Below are 16,625 nucleotides of genomic sequence, written 5' to 3'. Positions count from 1 at the left end.
GCGCTCCCTATCCCGCGAAATGATCGGCATCGCGGCCACGGCGAGCGCGCCGAGGCAAGGAAAGCAAGCTGCATGCCCTGGATCGTGCCCAGCGCCAATGCGGAGCCGGAAAGCGCCACGCCTGCCTGGCGCACTGTGTTGAGCACGCCCGAGGCTGTTCCCGACATCGCCGTCGGCACGGAGGACAGCAGCGCCGTGGTCATGGCGGGTACCGCAAGACCGATGCCGACCGGCAGGAACAGCAGGCGCCACAGCAGCGACAGATAAGAGGTGTCGGCCTGGATCAGCGCCATCAGGCCGAAACCGGCCGCGCCGATAAGCAGGCCGATCGCCATTGGTAATCGTGGGCCGTAGGTGGCAGCGATGCGTCCCGCGGCGATATTGGATACGGTGACCACCGCCATGAACGGCAGGAAGGCGAGCCCGGTCATTTCGGGCGAAAAATGCCTTTCCTGCTGGAAATAGAGGCTGAGCATGAAGATTGTGCCGTAAAGCGTCAAATTTACCGCCAGCCCGACGAGGCTGGTCGCCGCCGGCACACGGCTGGCAAAGAGGCCGAGAGGAAACATCGGAGCCTTGGTCCGGCTCACGACCAGCAGGAACAGGCTTCCGGCCACCGCCGCCACCGCCAGTCCGCCGATGACCGGCAATGAAGTCCAGCCGGACGAGCCGGCTTCGATGAAGGCGCCGGTCAGCGAAAACAGCGTCAGCACGACAAGGCCCTGGCCGGCCCAGTCGATCGGCGGATTATCGGCGTTGGTCGGCGTCTCCTGCAGAAACCGGTAGGCCATCCAGATGGCGAGAGCACCGATCGGCAGATTGACCAGGAAGATGCTTGCCCAGCCAAGCGACGCGACCATGAAGCCGCCGAGCACCGGCCCGGCCGACAGCGCCATGCCGCCCGCCGCAGTCCACAGGCCAACGGCGCGCCCGGCGTGGCTTGTCGGAGGCATAGGCGCGGTTGAGGAGCGCCAGCGAGCATGGCATCAACAGGGCGGCACCAGCGCCCTGCACAGCGCGGGCGGCGATCAGGATCCAAGGGCTCTACGCCAGGCCACAGACCAGCGATGCGATGCTGAACAATGCCATGCCGCCGACGAACACGCGGCGGGCGCCGATCCTGTCGCCGAGCGCCCCTCCGGCGAGCAGCAGCGAGGCAAAGGCAAGCGTGTAGGCGTCGACGACCCATTGCAGGCCGCCAATGCCCATCGACAGGGCCGAGCCAATCTTATTGAGAGCGACGTTGACGATCGAAACATCAAGCTGCACCACCACGAAACCGAGACTGGTCGCGGCGACGGTGGCGGCATAGCCGATATTGGCGGGGCGGTTGAAAACCAGGGTGTTGGACATGCCCACCCGTAACGGTTTCACACTGACACCGTTCCGTCGGGAGACGCCGCCCCGCGACAATGTGCCGAGATTTCAGGGGCCGCAAATCAATTGATGCTGGCGGTCGCGGCAGGCTCGAGGCGTTCGCCAGTCCCGGCATAAGGCACGCGATAGCCGTTGGCCGCCAGCCAGTCGATGGCCGCCTTCGGCTCGTCGGTCTGGATGATGGTGGCGCCGCGATCGGCCCAGAAACCCCAGGCTTCGCGCGGCAGGCTGGCCTGCACCGCCAGTTCGTCACCGCGGCCGCCGGCGAGGAAGCCGCCCGGCTTGTTGACGATGGCGTAGGTGTCGGCCCAGATGTGCCAGTTGCCCCGCACCGCCGCCGCTCGCATGCGTGTGCTGCACAGCGGTCCGCCGGTCTCGGTCAGCGTCTCGGCGCCCGCCCGCCAGTTGATCAGCTCGATCGCGCGTGGCGAGAAGGCGTGGTCGACGGTCTCGGCGAAACCGGCATCATGCACGGCGTCATCGGCGATGATCGGCATGAACTGGACGCCGTCGATCGCGGCCATCGCCGCCTTCACCGAGGCAATCCGGTTCTGGTTCCAGAGGTTCTCCTTGACGATGACCTGGTCGGCCATGCCGAGATCGCGTGCCACCGCGATCATGCCCGGGAGGTCGCCGACTTCGAGCTTGTTGTCGAGATTGATGAGGATCCGATCCCTGGTCGCCAGCAACATTTCGCGCAGCGTCGAGACCGTTTCATTGGAGACGGTGCGGGTACCCTCGACCACCAGCCGACATGCCCTGAGTTCGGCCAGCGTGTACTTCACCACCTCGCCCTTGCAGGTCGTGGTGCGGTCGAGCCAGCTGTCATGCATGACGACGAACTCACCGTCCTTCGAGCGCCTGATGTCGATCTCGACGATCTCGGCGCCCATGGCGATCGAGCCTTCGACAGCCGCGAGCGAATTTTCCGCATAGAGCGTCTTGCCGGCCTGCATGCTGCCGGCGCGGTGGGCGGCCACCATCACATGGTCGCGCCACTGGTTGGCATGCTCGAAGCGGTCGAGAATCTGTCTGGCGCGGCTTTCGCCGGCCGAAGCCTGACCGGAGGTGGCAGCAAGGGTCGCGCAAAGCAAAAGGCTCAGCCAGATCGTCCGCATCGAGAATCGCTCCTTGCCGGATCGAAGCCGGGATAGGCGATGCCCGTGACATCTGGGTGAACGAAGCCGGCTAGCGGTTTCTCGCGAAAGGTTTGTCAGATGCGTTTCGAGAGCCGGCGGAACCATGCCATCGCCGGCATTTCAATGAAACGCCAGGTGATCCACGATGCGGCGATGGTGGCGACGAGCATGACGACGATTGCCGTCGTTCCAGCCCAGCCGGTACCGAAGCCCGTCGCTGGCGAGCCACGCAATACGATGTCGCCGACCAGACCCAGGCCCAGCTTGTGCTCGACGAGCCCGGCAACGTTGATCAGGCGCGCCTGGACAAAGATGTGGACCATGTAGATGGAATAGGACAGCGCGCCGAGCGTCAGCATGAACGGCGCCCGCAGCGAGGCGGAAATCCAGCCGCCTTCATGGGCGAAAAGAAACAGCGCCAGCACAAACACCAGGGGCGCGGCGATGCCGAAATCATTGCCGCCCGCCAGAGAGACGAAAGCGACGATGACCGCCACCATGACGATTTCGGCAAGGGTCCAGCTCAGCCGCGGGCCGCTTGTGGCGAAGAGCTGTCGCGCTCCTGCAATGGAATCATGCTGAAACCAGGCCAGCAGGGCGCCGAGCGAGAAGCCGTAGAGGCAGCGGATGAAGCCGAAGTCGTAGGATACGTCCATATGATGCGTGGAGAAGCCGAGCAGGAACAGCGGCGCGGTGACGGCGGCGGCGACAAGCCATATCCAGGCACGCGCGCCGGCGATGAAGACCACGCCGGCGAACAGGAGATAGGCGAAGAACTCCGCCGAAATGCTCCAGCTTGGCGCATTCCAGGTCAGATGATCCTCGAAGCCCATCCCTTGCAGCAGGAGCAGATTGGCAAGCAGGCTCTTCAAATCGAAACCGCCGGTGAAAGGGGCAGCGCCGGTGCCATGCAGTTGCGGCAGCATCAGCCGCAGCAGTTCGAAGCCCGCAAAGGCCGCGAGCATTATGAGATGCAGCGGATAGATGCGGCCGAACCGTACCAGCGCGAATCGAGCGACCTCTGCCGGCTGATTCAGCCGATCGGCATAGCTGCTGGCGATGACGAAGCCGGAAAGGACGAAGAAGAAATCGACGAAAAGATAGGACGAACCGATGAAGCTGCTCTGCGAGATCGCGGAAGCGGTCGGGAAATGAAACAACGCCACAAGCAGCGCGCAGATGCCGCGCCACGAATCGAGAACCTGAAAGCGCTCGCCCGCTATCGTGCCGGCATGGGTCGACACCACGGCATCGGACGGATTAAGAAACGCGGCCTGCGTCATGATGGGACAGATCCTGTCTTGCCGTGGCACCCGGGCGGCGCCGTTTCGTCTCCCCAAGCTGTGACTGGCATCTTCCATGCCGGTTCTGTAGTTGTTGCACCCCGATGAAAACGAGGACCAGTAATGGCGACCAAGAACATCGACCATGCCTTCACCGCCCGCTCCAAAACGGGCGGCGCCCTTGAGCCGACCTACTCCGGCGCGCTGTCGTTCATGCGGCGCAAATACACCAAGGATGTGAAAGGCGCGGACGCGGTGGTGTGGGGCATCCCCTTCGACGCCGCCGTCACCAACCGGCCCGGCGCCCGATTCGGGCCGCAGGCTATACGCCGCGCCTCGGCGATCCTCGACAATGACCCGCAGTACCCGTTCTCGCGCGATCTGTTCGAACATCTCGCGGTGGTCGACTACGGCGACTGCCTGCTGGATTCCGGCAACCACCAGAAGACGCCAGGCACGATCGAACGCGAAGCGGCGAAGATCCTGAAATCAGGCGCCTTCCTTTTGACGCTGGGCGGCGACCATTTCGTCACCTGGCCGCTGCTCAAGGCGCATGCCGCCATCCACGGACCGCTTGCCCTGGTGCAGTTCGACGCGCATCAGGACACGTGGGAGGACGACGGCAAGCGCATCGACCACGGATCCTTCGTCGGCCGCGCGGTCAAGGAAGGCATCATCGATCCCGACCGGTCGATCCAGATCGGCATCCGGACGCACGCCCCCGACACGTTCGGCATCAAGATCCTCTACGGCCACGAAATCGAGGAGATGCGGGCCTCCGACATCGCCTACGCCATCGTCGACCGCACCGGCGGCAAGAAGACGTACCTCACCTTCGACATCGACTGCCTTGACCCTGCCTATGCGCCCGGAACCGGCACGCCGGTGGCTGGCGGGCCGTCCTCGGCGAAGATCCTGTCGACGCTGCGCCAGCTCAACCAGGTCGATATTGTCGGCGCCGATGTCGTGGAGGTTGCGCCGGCCTATGATCACGCCGATATAACGGCGATCGCCGGCTCGATGGTCGCCATGCAGTATCTCGGCCTGCTGGCTGAACGAAAGGCACGGCAGGAAGAGATGAACAACGGCAATCACAACGGTGCCGCGGTGAATCACGGTAACGGCATATAGTCTCGGAATATCAGGGAATTTGATCAGGTCATGAAACCGAAAATCTTCATCGACGGCGAGCACGGCACCACCGGCCTGCAGATCCGGGCGCTGCTTGCCGAGCGCGGCGACCTGGAGATCATTTCCATCCCGACGGAGCGGCGCAAGGAAACGGCGGCGCGCGCCGAATTCCTCAATGCCGCCGATATCGCGATCCTGTGCCTGCCGGACGATGCGGCGAAGGAAAGCGTCTCGCTGATCGCCAACGACACCACGAAGGTGATCGATGCGTCGACCGCGCATCGTGTCGCCGAAGGCTGGGCCTATGGCTTCGCCGAGATGGACAAGGAGCAAGCCAAGACGATCGCCTCGGCCAAGCGCGTCGCCAATCCTGGCTGCTGGCCGCAGGGACCGATCGCAACGCTGAGGCCCCTGGTCACATCGGGCCTGCTGCCGGCCAATTTCCCGATCACCGTCAACGGCATTTCCGGCTATTCGGGCGGCGGACGCCCGATGATCGAGGACTATGTCGCCAAGGGCGAGGACGCCTCGGAGTTCCTGCCCTATGGCCTGACCCTGCAGCACAAGCATGTGCCGGAACTGCGGGCTTATGCAAAGCTGTCGCATGACCCGATCATGCAGCCGGCGGTTGGCAATTTCGCCCAGGGCATGATCACCGTGGTGCCGCTGCAACTCGGCGGCCTCGAGCATGTGCCGACAGGCGCAGAACTTCATGCCGCCATTGCCGACCATTTCGCCGCCATCAAGGGCGGCGTGGTCGAGGTGGCGCCCTATGCGCATCTGGAGCGCATGCCGGAGATCGACCCCGAGATCTACAACGGCACCAACCGCATGAAGGTCTATGTCTTTGCCAACGACAAGCGCGCGCAGGCGCTGCTGCTGGCGGTCTATGACAATCTCGGCAAGGGCGCCTCGGGTGCCGCCGTCCAGAACATGGACCTGATGCTCGGGCTTTGATGGACGCACCAGCCTTCCCGGCGCGCTGGAAAGTCAGCGCGCCCGAACTCATCGCTGAGACTTTTTCGAGCCGCATCTGGAAGGTTGTTCGCGACGACGGCTCGCCGGCCGTCGTCAAGGCGCTCAAACCTTTCGACGATGTCGCCGACGAATTGCGTGGCGAGCATTTCCTCGCCTGGCGGCGCGGCGAAGGCGCGGTGCGCCTGCTTGGCCGCGATGGCCACAGCATGCTGCTCGAATATGCCGGCGAAACCCTGCTCTCAGGAATTCTCGACCAGCAGGGAGACAACGCCGCAACCGCAATCGCGGCCGAGCTGATGGCGAAATTGTTTTCGCCGTCACAACACCCCTACCCGCCCGAGCTTCAGCCGCTCAGGGAGCGGTACGCCAGCCTGTTCGGGAAAGCCGCGACCGATCGCGCTACCGGTGATGACAGCCTCTATGTCGAGGCAGCCGCCATCGCCGAGCGGCTGCTGTCCAACCCGCACGACATCAGGCCGCTGCATGGCGACCTGCACCATGACAACATCCTGCACGGGCCGCGCGGCTGGCTGGTGATCGATCCGAAGGGCGTGCTCGGCGACCCCGGCTTCGACGCAGCCAACATGTTCTACAACCCGCTCGACCGCGACGCGCTCTGCCTCGATCCGCAGCGGATCGCGCACATGGCCGAAGTCTTTGCCAAGACGCTTGGGCAGTCACCGGCAGCGATACTGGACCATGCCATCGCCTATGGCTGTCTGTCGGCGGCCTGGCACCACGAGGACGACAATGCGGTCGATGAGAACCGCGAACTGTCGATCGCCGGGGCAATCCGCGCCGTGCGAGCGAATTTCTGACCTCAGGGACGGGCCGAGAGGCTCCGCATTAACTCCTGAGCACGACATCCTGCGACAAGCGATAAGCGCCCTTGGTGCCGCGCCAGTGCGCGGCGGCGAAACCCAATACGATCAGCGCAAAGCCCTGGTGGGTGAGTGCCATATGCAGCGGTACCTGCATCAGCAGCGTGCCGATGCCGATCGAGGCCTGCACCAGCACCAGCACAAACAACAGCGTCGCGCGGCGGGCATGGGTCGAGCCGGGCAGCCGCCGGCGCGTGGAGATCATGTGCCAGAGTGCGACGGCGAAGACCGTATAGGCGCCGAGTCGATGAATGAACTGCACCGTCTTCGGGCTCTCGAAGAAGTTGCGCCATGCCGGTTCGAGGATCAGCAGATCGCCGGGGATGATCTTGCCGTCCATCAGCGGCCAGGTGTTGTAGCTCAGGCCGGCGTCGAGCCCGGCGACCAGGCCGCCGAGATAGATCTGGACCAGCGCCAGGAGCACGATGAAGCCGGCCACACGCTGTGTCGAGCGATCGGCGGCCGGCTCGGAATGCGGCGCCAGGCCACGCGCGACGACCATGGTGGCGGTGAAGATCAGCGCCGCCAGCGTCAGATGGGTCGCCAGCCTGTACTGGCTCACCGACACGCGGTCGACAAGGCCTGAGGCCACCATCCACCAACCGATGGCGCCCTGCAGGGCGCCGAGGAGAAGGATGCCGACCAGCTTTGGCCCGAGGCCGCGCTCGATGCGGCGGCTCACCCAGAAGAAAAGCAGCGGCAAGGCAAAGACCAGGCCGACGCTGCGCGCCAAGAGACGATGCGCCCACTCCCACCAGAAGATCGACTTGAACGCCTCGATGCTCATGCCCTTGTTGAGCTCGGTGTATTGCGGGATCTGCTGGTAGCGCTGGAATTCCTCCTGCCACTCGGCGTCGTTGAGCGGCGGGATGACGCCATGGATCGGCTGCCATTCGGTGATGGACAGGCCGGACTCCGTAAGCCGGGTGGCGCCGCCGACCAGCACCAGCGCAAACAGCACCAGAAGCACGGCATAAAGCCAGCCGCGCACCAGCGCGCGGTTGTGCAGGTCGCGGTTGCGGGCGACGTATGGCGCGGCGGCTGATAGGGCAGCCATGATCTTGTCCCGTCCGGTTGAGGTGGCGGATTGGTGGACCATCGCATCCGTGCTTGCAAGCCCGTGCAGCGCGGCACGCCGTCGCGCCCGATGTCGCGGGTTGCGCGTGTCCTACGTTCGGCCTAAGCGATAGCGATCAACGAGGCCAAGCCATGCCCATTCGCCTGAAAAAGCTGATCGGAATGTTCCTGCTGGTGGCACTGGTCATCATCTACGCGCTGGTCGCATCGATCTTCGCAGTCGCCCGTCTTTCGGAATCGGGCGCGCTGGTGCACTTCCTGTTCTTCCTGTTCAGCGGCCTGCTCTGGGTGCTGCCGGCGATGGGCATCATCAAGTGGTTGATGCTGGAGCCGCGCTCGAAAGGCTGAAACGGGCTGCCTCGGTTCGCAGAGGCATACGCGGCTGGATCAACACGCATGACGGATTGACGGCAGACCCCGGTCAGATGGTGACGACCATCTGACCGGCATTGGCGAGCGGCGTCGTCACGCCCGACAGCATGGTGCGGATATGGGCGAGGCTCTGGTAGCGGCCATTGATCGAAATGCGCGGCAAGGCATGCAGGAAGCCGGCATGTTCGGCGCGCAGCACGCCATGGCGGGTCGTCACGGCGGAGACATAGCCGGCGTCGCGGGCAAAGCCGACTTCGCGGCAGCCGACGGCGCTTGCATAGCCGTAGGGATAGGCGAAATGGCGTGGCTCCCTGCCAAGCTCTGCTCGCAACATGTCCTTCACGGCGCCGATCTCGCGCCGAGCGTCGGTTTCGGAAAGCCGCTTCAGATTGCTGTGGTTGATCGTGTGGGCGCCGATGGTCACCAGCGGATGCGCGGCGACGGTGCGGACCTCATCCCAGTTCATCAGCGTCCGCAGGCGCGAGGCATCCGCGTCGACGCCATTCGAACTGGCGAGATCGCGCAGCACGGTGCGCAGATCTTCTTCGCGGACCTCGGTGGCGAGGTAGGCGTGCAACCGGGTTATGGCCTGGCTTTTCCTGGCGGGGGTAGCGCAGTCGATCACCGTCGGACCATTCGAGGTCGACAAAGTCAGGCGGTCGCACGCGTTGACGATATCCTCGGCCACGTCCCACCACAGATCGGCGGTGCCGTCGATCAGCCCCGGCGCGACATAGATGGTGATCGGCGCGCCGTGCTTTTCCAGCACCGGCAGGGCCTCGGTCATGTTGTCGCGATAGGCATCATCCGCGGTGATGGTGGCGAACCGGCCGCCCTTGCCGCCGGCCTTGATGCGTTCGACCGCTTCGTCCATCGAGACGAAGGCATAGCCGTCCGCCTTCATGTCGGCGATCACGGCGTCAAGGAAACTGGGCGCGATGTTGAGGTGCCGGTTGACGCTGTCGGGCTTTTCCGGTGTCGCCGTCACGCGGTGCAACATCAGGATGGCGCCGATGCCGCCGACAAACGGCCTGGCCAGCGGTGCGAGGCCGGTATAGCGGGCGACGTTGAGCGCCAGTTTCCGGATTGCCTCCCCACCGTCGATCATTCATTCACCTTTTGCGCCTAGGCTGATCCAAGCACGGAATACGCCTGAGCGCCCCCCAAATCGGGATCAATACGCCTTAAGGATTGAGGTATGGTTGACGCAATGGCGTCATTTGACGGCAATCGGCTCGCGGCGACCGAGGCTTCGCCACGCGCCCTGCCGAAGGATGCCGCCGGGCCATCGGTTTCCGTTGCCGCAGCCGATGGACTCGCGGCCTATGCAGGGTTCTGCCGCTCGGCGCTCCATGCACCGGCACAGGGTTCGACATGGATCCTGAACTGGGCCGCGCAGGTCAAGCCGGATCTGCTCGTGGCCACACTCACCCTCGGAGGCAAGCCGGTCTTTGCCCTGGCGCTGGAGGTTGTCAGCCAAGGGCCGTTCCGGGTCGCCCGTTTCATGGGCGGCCGCCATGCGAATGGCAATTTCGCCGCCGCCGACCCGCAATGGCTTGCCAGGGCGGAGAGCGCGGCCGTCGGCTCAGTGTTCGGGGCCATTGCCAAGGCCCGGCCCGACATCGATCTCATCGCGCTGGAACGATTGCTGCCCGATCTCGACGGCATCGCCAATCCGCTCGCATCGCTCGATCATTTCGCCAGCCCCAATCTTTCGCTGGCTGTCAACCTTGCCGGTGGCTTCGATGCACTGCTGCTGCGCGCCAGCGGCAAGCGCAAACGCAAGAAACATCGGTCGCAGACGCGCAAATTCGAGGCCGTCGGCAGCCATCGGCGCATCGAGGCGCGCAGCCCGGATAAGGTGGAAAGGCTGCTCGACGCCTTCTTCGAGATGAAGGAGCTCCGCTTCCGCAAGATGGGCATCGCCAATGTCTTCGGCGACGACCAGACGCGCGCCTTCTTCCGGGCGCTGTTCACGCAGGCCCTGGCCGAGGACACGCCCTCGTTCGTGCTGCATGGCCTGGAAGTCGCCGGCAAGCTGCGCGCCATCACCGGGTCGAGCCGCTCCGGGAAACGCCTGATCTGCGAGTTCGGAGCGATCGCCGAGGACGATCTCGCCTACAGCAGTCCCGGCGATTTCCTGTTCTTCGACAACATCCAGGAAGCCTGCGAGAGCGGTTTCGCCATCTACGATTTCTCCGTCGGCGACGAGCCCTACAAGCGGCAGTGGTGCGATATCGAAACCCGGCATTTCGAGGTGCTGGTCCCGCTGACGCTGAAGGGCCGCGCGCTGGCGCAGATGCTTCGCCATGGCGCGCGGCTGAAGGCCTTCGTCAAGAACAGCCCGGCGATCTGGAAGCTGACCAAGATGCTGCGCCGCAAGGCATCTGGACAGCCAGCGCCCGCGGCTGGTGAGGACGAGAGCTAATTCTCAGAAATTGAGGGCTTCCTTGAGCGCCGGTCCCGCCCTGACGCGCAGATCGAGATCGGCCTCGATATGGTCGATGTGATGCAGCATCAGCTGGCTGGCCCGTTCGCAATCGCTGCTCTCCAGCGCACCGACAATTTCCGTGTGCTCGCTGTGCCCGCAGGCTGACACGCCAGACCGCCCGTAAAGCGCGATGACAAGCGAAGAGCGCGCGACCAGTTCCTCCATGAAGCGCTGCAGGATGGCGTTGCCGGCGACCGAAGCAAGCAGCAGATGGAAATCGCCGGACGCCTTGATCTCGGAACGCCGCGCGGTCGGGCCGCGCTCGGCGATGAAGCGGCCCTCCTCGTCGAGTTGCGCCCTGAAGGCAGTGATGTCGGCTGATGTGACGCGCCCGCAGGCGGCAATGGCAATGCCGGGCTCGATCAGCCGGCGCGAGGCGAACACCTGGCGCGCTTCCTCGGGCGATGGGTTGGCGACGAAAGCGCCGCGATTACGCTCCGTGCGCACCAGGCCTTCGAAGGACAACATCTGCAGCGCCGCGCGCGCCACGGTGCGCGACACATCAAACAGCGTGCCGACCTCGCCCTCCGAAAGCTTGGTGCCCGGCGCCAGCCGGCGGTCGACAATGGCGTCGCGCAGATTGTCGCGGATCGCCTGCGCGCGATCCTGATTGGCGCTGTCGGTGGAATAAATCTGATCGGCGATATTCATGGCGATGATGTTCCCGCCCCCTTCTAGCGCGACTCGCCGTTTGCGCACGAGAGGCAAAGTGAACACAAAGCCAAAAAAGATTGCATACGATTTTTGTGCAGATCGCGAACAATCGCCCATAATTTGTGCAATGCACAAGGCAGCCTGCCAGGCAGGCAGCAGACAAGAATCCTGATTTTTTAGACAATTCAAATGCTTGGCCAGTGACCCCGATATTGGCACGCATGATGCATTGGTTAATGCGACCAAACGGGGAAGCCTGAATGTCCAAAGCCGCCGAGATCGACATCGTGTCCGTTTCGAAAGTCTATGGAACGACGACTGCCGTCGAGGATATCAGCCTGAAGATACCGGCGGGCACCTATTGCTGCCTGCTCGGACCCTCCGGCTGCGGCAAGACCTCGACGCTACGTATGATCGCCGGCCACGAAAGCATCTCGTCCGGCGACATCCGGCTCGGCAACACCGTCGTCACCGACCTGCCGCCGGCCAAGCGCGGCACGGCGATGATGTTCCAGTCCTATGCGCTGTTCCCGCATCTCGACCTCATCGACAATGTCGCCTTCAGCCTGAAGATGAAGGGCCTCGACAAAGACAAGCGCCGCGCCAAGGCGCTCGACATGCTGAAGCTGATGCAGATGGAGGCCTATGCGACGCGTCGCCCGGCGCAGCTTTCCGGCGGCCAGCAGCAGCGCGTCGCGCTCGCGCGCGCCTTGATCACCGATCCCGAGGCGCTGCTGCTCGACGAGCCGCTTTCGGCGCTCGATCCGTTCCTGAAGATCCGCATGCGCGCCGAGCTGAAGAAATTGCAGACGTCGCTCGGCATCACCTTCGTCCATGTCACTCACAGCCAGGAGGAGGCGATGGCGCTTGCCGACCTGATCGTGGTGATGAATGACGGCCGCATCGAACAGGCGGCGCCGCCGCGCGACGTGTTCGAGCGGCCGGCCACGGCCTTCGTCGCACGCTTCATGGGCGACCACAATGTCATCGCCGGCCGGGTTACCGGCAGCCGGGACGGCATGGTCGTCTTCGACGTCAATGGCGGCGGCTCGCTCGCCGCCAGCGGCAAGCCGCAGCAGGCGGGAGCGCCGATCGACATCGCCATCCGCACCGACCATGTGCGCATCGGCGAAGCGCCCGCGCCCGGGCTCGGCTTCACCGGCATCGTCGCCAACATCGAATATCGCGGCGCCACGGTGAAGCTCTCCGCCACCGGTGCAGGTATCGACGACTTCACCGTCATCATCGACGATTCCGACTTCTTCTCCAAACCCGTCGCCATTGGCGACGCCGTACCGCTCGCCTGGGATGCCGAGGATGCGATCGTCCTCGGCCGCCTTCATTCATGAAATCAACCAAGCAAAACAAGACAGGGGAATAGACATGACAGACACAGTACAAACCAAGACTGGCATCTCCCGCCGCTCGCTGCTCAAGACGGGTGCGGCCGCCGTCGGCCTCGCCGCCGGCTCGGGCGTCATCACGGGCTTCCCGACCATCTGGGCGCAGTCCAACATCACGCTGCGCCAGTTCGGCACCGGCGTGTCGAACCTCAACGCCATCGCCGACAAGTGCAAGGCCGACCTCGGCATCACACTGGAGATGACGGCGACCGATTCCGACGCCGCCGCCCAGCGCGCCGTGACCCAGCCCGACAGCTACGACATCGCCGATATCGAATACTGGATCTGCAAGAAGGTGTTCCCCACCGGCGTGCTGCAGCCGATGGATGTCAGCAAGCTGAAATATTACGACGAGCTGGTGCCGCTGTTCAAAACCGGCAAGCTCACCCCCGACAGCGTGATCGCCCAGGGCACGGCGCCGCACACGGTGGGCTATGTCGAGGCGCAGGACTCCAAGACCTTCGCCAAGGCACCGACCAACTGGTTCACCATGGTGCCCACCATCTACAATGCCGACACGCTGGGCATCCGCCCTGACCTCGTCGGCCGCGACATCACCAGCTGGGCCGACATCATGGACCCGGCCTTCAAGGGCAAGACCGCCATCCTCAACATTCCCTCCATCGGCATCATGGATGCCGCCATGATCATGGAAGCCATGGGCAACATAAAATATGCCGACAAGGGCAACATGACCAAGGACGAGATCGACAAGACGATCGACTTCCTGATCAAGGCCAAGCAGGGCGGCCAGTTCCGTGCCTTCTGGAAGTCCTTCGACGAGAGCGTGAACCTGATGGCGTCGGGCGAAGTGGTCATCCAGTCCATGTGGTCGCCCGCGGTAGCCGCGGTGCGCTCCAAGGGCATTCCCTGCCGCTTCCAGCCGCTCAAGGAAGGCTATCGCTCATGGGGCGGCGGTCTCGGCCTTGCCGCCCACCTCAAGGGCGCGGAGCTCGACGCTGCCTACGAATACATCAACTGGTACACGTCGGGCTGGGTCGGCGGCTACCTCAACCGCCAGGGCTACTACTCCGCCAACATGGTCTCGGCCAAGAAGTTCATGACCGAGGACGAGTGGGGCTACTGGATCGAGGGCAAGCCGGCCAAGGGCGAGATCAAGGCGCCCGACGGCACCGTCATGGAAAAGGCCGGCGCCGTGCGCGATGGCGGCTCGTTCGAGGAGCGCATGGGCAAGGTCGCTTGCTGGAATTCGGTGATGGACGAGGACCGCTACATGGTGAAGCGCTGGAACGAGTTCATCGCGGCGTAAGGCTGCGCCCCTCCTCTTCCCTTCTCCCGCTAGCGGGAGAAGGGCACGCGGTTCAGGCCGCATCGCCAAACCCGAGAGCCTTGATGACAGTCGCGCTCGAACGCCCTGCAATCGCCGCCACTAAGCCCGTGAGACGCCGCCGCTTTTCTCTCGGTGCCGTCGCGCCCTATCTGCAGTCGGCTCCGCTGGCGCTGATCCTCGGCGCGTTCCTGCTTTTGCCCATCATCATGATCGTCGTCGTGTCCTTCTGGGATTACGACTTCGCCGCCATGTATCCGGATTTCCTGACAACCAACTATTCCGACGTGCTGGGCTCCTGGGTCACCTGGAAGACCTATCTCAACACAATCAAGTTCGCGGCCATCGTCTGGGTGCTGACCTTGTTCATCGGCTTCTGGGTCGCCTATTTCCTCGCCTTCCACATCCGCACCACGGCCATGCAGATGGTGCTGTTCCTGGTCTGCACCGTGCCGTTCCTGACCTCCAACATCATCCGCATGATCTCGTGGATCCCGGTGCTCGGCCGCAACGGGCTGATCAACTCGACGCTGGTGCATATGGGCCTGGTGCCAAAACCCATCGAGTGGCTGCTCTATTCCGAATTCGCGGTCGTGCTTGCCATGGTGCACCTCTACACGCTGTTCATGGTGACGCCGATCTTCAACACGCTGATGCGCATCGACCGCTCGCTGGTCGAGGCCGCTCGCGACGCCGGCGCCTCCGGCTGGCAGGTGCTTTGGAACGTCATCCTTCCGCTGGCCAAGCCCGGCATGGCGATCGGCACCATCTTCGTCGTCACGCTGGTGATGGCGGATTTTTCCACCGTGCAGGTGATGTCGGGCGGCCAGAGCGCTTCCGTGGCGCTGATGATGAAGAACCAGATGTCGCTGCTGCAATATCCGGCCGCCGCCGCCAACGCCGTGGTGCTGCTGGTGCTGGTGCTCTTGATGGTCGCCGGCATCCTGCGCATCGTCGATATCCGCCGGGAGCTTTGACGTGAGCCACGAAAAACGCACCCTCGAATTCTACGTGCTGGCGGCCTTCTTCGCGCTGTTCGTGCTGTTCCTCTACGGCCCGCTGTCGGCGATCCTGATCCTGTCCTTCCAGGGCGAGACCGGGGGCCTCACCTTCCCGCTCAACGGCGTGTCGCTGCACTGGTTCGCCAATCTGTTCGAACGCCAGGCGGTCGGCGATTTCGGCGGCAGCTTCAAGCGCTCGCTGGTGCTGGGCCTGATGGTGATGGTCGTCACCGTCATCGTGTCGCTGCTGGCGGGCCTTGCCTTCCGCCGGAAGTTTCGCGGCGCCACCGCCCTGTTCTATCTGGCGGTCGCCAGTCTCGTCGTGCCCTCCATCATCATCTCGCTGGGCATCGGCGTGGTCTTCCAGCAGGTCGGCCTGCGCCCGGCCTGGTATACGTCGGCCTTCGGCGCGCATCTGACCTGGACCTTGCCGTTCGGCGTGCTGATCATGTTCGCCGTCTTCAACCGCTTCTCGCCGGCTTACGAGGAGGCCGCGCGCGATCTCGGCGCCACCTCCTGGCAGACCTTCGTCCATGTCGTGCTGCCGATGATCGCACCGAGCCTGATCGGCGTCGGCTTGTTCGGCTTCACGCTCTCCTATGACGAGTTCGCCCGCACGCTCATGACATCGGGAACCTTCAACACGCTGCCGCTCGAGATTTATGGCATGACCACCAATGTCACCACGCCGGTGCTCTACGCGCTGGGCACGGTGACGACGGTGTTTTCCTTCCTGGTGATCCTGGCGACGCTGGGCGCTATCCTCTATGTCGGCCGCCACCGGGCGAGAGCATGACCGTGCAGATCCTGGTGGTGAACCCCAACACGACGGCGAGCATGACGGAGACCATCGCGGCGGCCGCGCGCGGCGTTGCCGGCGCCGGGACCGAAATCGTCGCCGTCACCTCGTCCACGGGACCGGCCTCGATCGAAGGCTATTATGACGAGGCTCTGGCCGTGCCGGGCCTTTTGATGGAGATCGCCGCCGGCGAGCGCGGCGGTGCGCAGGCGGCGATCATCGCCTGTTTCGACGACACCGGCCTCGACGCCGCGCGCGCCATGGCCGCCATTCCCGTCATCGGCATCTGCGAGGCGGCACTCGGCATCGCCTCCTTCATCGCCCAGCGCTTCACCGTCGTGACCACCACCGAACGCTCGCGCGTGCCGGTGGAGGGGCTGGTGCAGCGCTACGGCATGGCGGGACGGGCGCGTGTGCGGGCCGCCGACATTCCGGTGCTGGCGCTCGAGGATCCGGCATCGGGAGCGGTTGGCAAGCTGCGCGACGAGATCGCCCGGGCCGTGGAGGAGGATCGTGCCGAAGCCATCGTGCTTGGCTGCGCCGGCATGGCAGACCTTGCGCACCAGTTGCAGGCGGATTTCGGACTGCCTGTCATCGACGGCGTCGGCGCCGCGATCAAGCAGGCCGAAGCACTGATTGCGCTGGGCCTTTCGACATCGAAGCGCGGCGCCTATGCCAGCCCGCTGGCCAAGCCCTATAATGGTATGCTGAAATCGTTCTCGCCCGGAGCTGTCGCCGCGGAGTGAGCACC

General features: G+C 64.3%; 16 protein-coding genes and 1 pseudogene. 10 read left to right on the top strand and 7 right to left on the bottom strand.

The features are described 5' to 3' along the window. Positions 1–167: 167 nt before the first annotated feature. The 4 genes and pseudogenes from QQK95_RS33570 to QQK95_RS32835 form a co-directional block, all read right to left on the bottom strand. A pseudogene (locus QQK95_RS33570) lies at positions 168–896 on the bottom strand (MFS transporter); the annotation flags it as partial. Positions 897–1,044: 148 nt separating this feature from the next. Continuing rightward, on the bottom strand, positions 1,045–1,353 hold the full coding sequence (locus QQK95_RS32845; protein ID WP_284278722.1) for an MFS transporter: 309 nt from the start codon (positions 1,351–1,353) through the stop codon (positions 1,045–1,047). 86 nt (positions 1,354–1,439) lie between these two features. Beyond that, positions 1,440–2,495: a glycerophosphodiester phosphodiesterase family protein gene (locus QQK95_RS32840; RefSeq protein WP_284278721.1), complete on the bottom strand. Its 1,056-nt coding sequence runs from the start codon at positions 2,493–2,495 to the stop codon at positions 1,440–1,442. A 95-nt stretch (positions 2,496–2,590) separates the two neighbouring features. Next, positions 2,591–3,799 (bottom strand): acyltransferase family protein, encoded by a 1,209-nt coding sequence (locus tag QQK95_RS32835; protein ID WP_284278719.1) that lies wholly within the window; start codon positions 3,797–3,799, stop codon positions 2,591–2,593. A gap of 123 nt (positions 3,800–3,922) precedes the next feature. On the opposite strand from QQK95_RS32835, the gene speB reads away from it, so the two are divergent. From speB to QQK95_RS32820, 3 genes are read left to right on the top strand one after another with little or no spacing between them, the layout of a single operon-like run. Further along, entirely contained in the window at positions 3,923–4,930 is a 1,008-nt protein-coding gene (gene speB / locus QQK95_RS32830) for an agmatinase (protein WP_010915634.1), read from the top strand. A 30-nt stretch (positions 4,931–4,960) separates the two neighbouring features. Then, a complete protein-coding gene (gene argC / locus QQK95_RS32825; protein WP_284278717.1) occupies positions 4,961–5,887 on the top strand; it encodes an N-acetyl-gamma-glutamyl-phosphate reductase in 927 nt (308 codons plus the stop codon). Next, the gene (locus tag QQK95_RS32820; RefSeq protein ID WP_409371725.1) at positions 5,887–6,726 is read left to right on the top strand and encodes an aminoglycoside phosphotransferase family protein; all 840 of its coding nucleotides are present in this window, start codon (positions 5,887–5,889) and stop codon (positions 6,724–6,726) included. Before argC ends, QQK95_RS32820 begins: the two co-directional genes overlap by 1 nt. Before the next feature lie 28 nt (positions 6,727–6,754). Here QQK95_RS32820 and QQK95_RS32815 read toward each other — a convergent pair whose 3' ends face one another. Beyond that, entirely contained in the window at positions 6,755–7,846 is a 1,092-nt protein-coding gene (locus QQK95_RS32815) for a COX15/CtaA family protein (protein WP_284278714.1), read from the bottom strand. Between the two features lie 152 nt (positions 7,847–7,998). Between QQK95_RS32815 and QQK95_RS32810 the strand changes: the two genes are divergently transcribed. Beyond that, complete coding sequence (locus tag QQK95_RS32810; RefSeq protein WP_115139454.1) at positions 7,999–8,214, top strand: DUF2842 domain-containing protein; 216 nt, start codon at positions 7,999–8,001, stop codon at positions 8,212–8,214. Positions 8,215–8,287: 73 nt separating this feature from the next. Here the strand turns inward: QQK95_RS32810 and QQK95_RS32805 are convergent, their stop codons facing one another. After that, the gene (locus QQK95_RS32805; RefSeq protein WP_284278710.1) at positions 8,288–9,346 is read right to left on the bottom strand and encodes a polysaccharide deacetylase family protein; all 1,059 of its coding nucleotides are present in this window, start codon (positions 9,344–9,346) and stop codon (positions 8,288–8,290) included. A 90-nt stretch (positions 9,347–9,436) separates the two neighbouring features. Here QQK95_RS32805 and QQK95_RS32800 point away from each other — a divergent pair, with 90 nt between their 5' ends. Continuing rightward, positions 9,437–10,666: a GNAT family N-acetyltransferase gene (locus tag QQK95_RS32800; RefSeq protein WP_284278709.1), complete on the top strand. Its 1,230-nt coding sequence runs from the start codon at positions 9,437–9,439 to the stop codon at positions 10,664–10,666. Between the two features lie 3 nt (positions 10,667–10,669). Here the strand turns inward: QQK95_RS32800 and QQK95_RS32795 are convergent, their stop codons facing one another. Further along, positions 10,670–11,380: a GntR family transcriptional regulator gene (locus QQK95_RS32795; protein ID WP_284278707.1), complete on the bottom strand. Its 711-nt coding sequence runs from the start codon at positions 11,378–11,380 to the stop codon at positions 10,670–10,672. A gap of 263 nt (positions 11,381–11,643) precedes the next feature. On the opposite strand from QQK95_RS32795, the gene QQK95_RS32790 reads away from it, so the two are divergent. The 5 genes from QQK95_RS32790 to QQK95_RS32770 all read left to right on the top strand — a co-directional run bounded on the left by QQK95_RS32790 (position 11,644) and on the right by QQK95_RS32770 (position 16,620). Then, positions 11,644–12,732: an ABC transporter ATP-binding protein gene (locus tag QQK95_RS32790; RefSeq protein WP_284278706.1), complete on the top strand. Its 1,089-nt coding sequence runs from the start codon at positions 11,644–11,646 to the stop codon at positions 12,730–12,732. Between the two features lie 34 nt (positions 12,733–12,766). Further along, complete coding sequence (locus QQK95_RS32785) at positions 12,767–14,056, top strand: ABC transporter substrate-binding protein (protein ID WP_284278705.1); 1,290 nt, start codon at positions 12,767–12,769, stop codon at positions 14,054–14,056. Positions 14,057–14,139: 83 nt separating this feature from the next. After that, complete coding sequence (locus QQK95_RS32780) at positions 14,140–15,051, top strand: ABC transporter permease (protein WP_284278704.1); 912 nt, start codon at positions 14,140–14,142, stop codon at positions 15,049–15,051. A 1-nt stretch (position 15,052) separates the two neighbouring features. Beyond that, positions 15,053–15,871, top strand: coding sequence for an ABC transporter permease (locus tag QQK95_RS32775; protein WP_284278703.1), 819 nt, complete (start codon positions 15,053–15,055; stop codon positions 15,869–15,871). Beyond that, positions 15,868–16,620, top strand: a complete 753-nt coding sequence (locus tag QQK95_RS32770) for an aspartate/glutamate racemase family protein (RefSeq protein ID WP_284278702.1) — start codon at positions 15,868–15,870, stop codon at positions 16,618–16,620. Before QQK95_RS32775 ends, QQK95_RS32770 begins: the two co-directional genes overlap by 4 nt. Positions 16,621–16,625 lie beyond the last annotated feature (5 nt).

This window comes from Mesorhizobium huakuii (genome assembly GCF_030160235.1).
In the GTDB taxonomy this organism is placed as follows: domain Bacteria; phylum Pseudomonadota; class Alphaproteobacteria; order Rhizobiales; family Rhizobiaceae; genus Mesorhizobium; species Mesorhizobium huakuii.
This window is presented reverse-complemented; position numbering and strand designations above follow the sequence as displayed.